This is a genomic window from Streptomyces sp. BE303 (assembly GCF_036290945.1).
Taxonomy (GTDB): Bacteria; Actinomycetota; Actinomycetes; order Streptomycetales; family Streptomycetaceae; genus Kitasatospora.
The window spans coordinates 1-2,579 of record NZ_JAQYWZ010000653.1 but is presented as its reverse complement, the minus strand read 5'-3'; the positions used below and the strand labels follow the sequence as shown (position 1 = coordinate 2,579).

The following is a 2,579-nucleotide window of genomic DNA, read 5'->3' as shown; positions in this document are numbered from 1 at the left end:
GCCGGAGGCGGCGGTGCCGGTGACGGTGAGCGGGTAGGTGCCGGGTGTGGTGGTGCCCGCCGTGGTGATGTTGAGCGTGGCGGGGGAGCCGGCGGTGACGCTGCCGGGGGTGGCGGTGGCGTTGACGCCGGCCGGGGCACCCGAGACGGTGAGGCTGACGCTCTGCGCCGAACCGGTGGTGACGGCGGTGGTGATGTTCGCGCTGGTCGACGAACCGGCCACCACCGAACCCGAGTCGGGGCTCACGCCGACCGAGAAGTCGTTCGTCGGCTGGGTGTTGCTGGTGAACGCCTTGAAGATCTTGGTGAAGTCCCAGGTGTTCTGGCTGATCCCGGAGCAGTTGTCACGGGCGGTGGCGCCCGGGCAGCTGCCGTTGTCGCGCTGCAGCGCCCAGAACGACAGGGTGTTGATGCCCTTCGAGACCGCCCAGTTGTAGACGGTGGTCGCGTTGGCGAGCGTGAAGGTCTCGGCCGGACCGAAGTCGTCGACGCCGATCATCTCGGTGACGCCGATGGAGCCCCACAGCTGGGCGGGCGTCTTGGTCGGGTACAGCCGGGCCAGCTGGTTGTAGAGGCCGGTCGCCGCGGTCTGGGTGTCGGCGGCCATGTCGTGCTGGGCGTTGTCGTAGTAGTCGAAGGTCATCAGGTTGACGACGTCGATCCGGGCGTTGTTGGTGACCGCGTTCCGCAGCACCGCGAGGCCGCTGGCGGCCAGGCCGGTCGGCGTGGTCGGCAGGGTGTAGGAGAACTGGATCTGCCGGCCGTTGGCGGCGGCCCAGTCCTGCACCACCTTGATCGCCTTGTTGCGGCGGTCGATGCCCGCGGTGTTGTCCAGCGAGTCGACCTCGATGTCGAGGTCGATCCGGCTGATCTCGTACGTGGTGATCAGCTTCTGGTACGCGGCGGCGATCTGGTTGACGTCGGTGCAGCTGTCGGCCAGCTCGGTGCCGGTGGTGTCGGCGGTGTAGCCGCCGAAGGACGGGATGACGTCGCCGCCGTTGGCGCGGATGGTGGCGATGTCGGCGCCGAACGAGGACTGGGCGACCGGCAGCGAGGTGTCGCCGTTCCAGTACGGCGTGCACGAGCCCTTGGTCGCGGTCTGCAGGAACGCCATCGTCAGGTGCTTGGCACCGGACTGGGCGGCCAGGGTGGCCGGGCTCTCGCCGGTCCAGGCCTCGAAGTAGGGGGCGAACACCCGGGTGGGCAGCGGGGTGGCGGCGGCCGAGGCGGAGACCGACGAGGTGGTCGCTGCCGTGGGGGCCGCTCCCGCGGTGGTCGCCCCGGCGGCGACGATTCCGGCCGAGGCGGCCAGGGTGACACAGGCCGTCAGGGCGGCCTGAATCGTTCTGCGTAGACGCATTGGTTCTCCAACAGACTTGGTGGGGCCGGACGTTGGTGAAGTGTGCGGAGTTTCGCGGCGGAACGGTCGAACGGTGGGGGCCGTGGAGCGGGGCACTGTGGAGCGGGAGATGCGAACCGTGCGGCGGGGGCGGCGGAGCGGGCATGCGCACCCCGTGGACACGCGGCACGGACGGCCGGCGGTGCGCGAACGCGCGGACGCCGCAGCGGGTCTGGGGGTGGAGCATGGCAGGGCATGGCAGTGCCTCAGCCGCCGGTGGTCACACCCCCACAGTGCATCCCGGTCGGATCGACATGCTTATGGTTGGACTAGACCACTCGTCTGTCAAGACTCCTAACAGTTCGTCGGCGGAGCATGTGCGCCCACCTCGTGGCCGTGATCCGGCCTGCCGGCGGGCCGGGGCCGGCGGCAGGCCGGGTGGTTCGTGCCGCCGTCCGCCGGTGTGGTCACGGCAACGGCCGGCGCGGCGGTGGGCGGCGCCGGGTGCGGTTCACGGCCGGCGCTCTGCGGCCCCGTCCGTCGTCCGGGCGCGCCGGCGCCGGACGCACAGGTGGTGGCGCAGGCCGCCCGCTGACGGCGGGCGTGCGGGCGCCGGGCATGCGGGTGCCGTGGCCGCGCGCTGGTCGACGCGCGCGGCCACGGCGGCCCGGCGCTCAGGACACCGGGCCGTCCAGGGTCTGCCGGACCGGCTCAGGCCGGCGGGCAGAGGGTGGAGCGCAGTGCGTCGAGGATCTTCTCCGCCTTCTCGGCGCCGAAACCCTGAGGACGGTCGGGTGTGGTGAACCGCTGGTCGGCGAGCTCGACCAGCTTGGCCCTGTCCTTGGGGAACTGGTACATCGACTGGCACTGGGCGCGAGCCCTGTCGACGGCCTGTTCCGGCTTGCCGCCCACGATCGCCGGGTCGATCGCGTCCAGCGCGGCGACCAGTTGGGCGGAGACGTCGGCGGCCGGCTTGCTCGGCAGGCCCGCGTCCGTGGGCGGGGCCGGCTTGGGCGGTGCGGAGGCCGGGGCCCCCGGGGAGTCGGCGGCGCCGGGGGAGCTCGGGGCGGGAGCGGCGGTGGGGGCGGGGGGGGGGGCGGCCGGGCGCGGCGCGGGGGGGGGGCCGCCTGGGGGCGGGGGGGGGGGGCGGGCCGCGGGGGGCGGGGCGGTGCGGCGGCGGGGGCGCCCCGCGACCGGGGTGGCCGCCGGGTTGGGCGGGGCGCCGGTCGCGGACCCGTTCG

The 2,579-nt window shown here is 73.7% G+C and carries 2 protein-coding genes; both read right to left on the bottom strand.

The window, feature by feature from the left end:
• On the bottom strand, nucleotides 1-1,359 hold a 1,359-nt coding region (locus PUR56_RS15330; RefSeq protein WP_329949326.1), incomplete at its 3' end, for a chitinase.
• Between the two features lie 690 nt (nucleotides 1,360-2,049).
• On the bottom strand, nucleotides 2,050-2,579 hold a 530-nt coding region (locus tag PUR56_RS15325), incomplete at its 5' end, for a hypothetical protein (protein WP_329949325.1).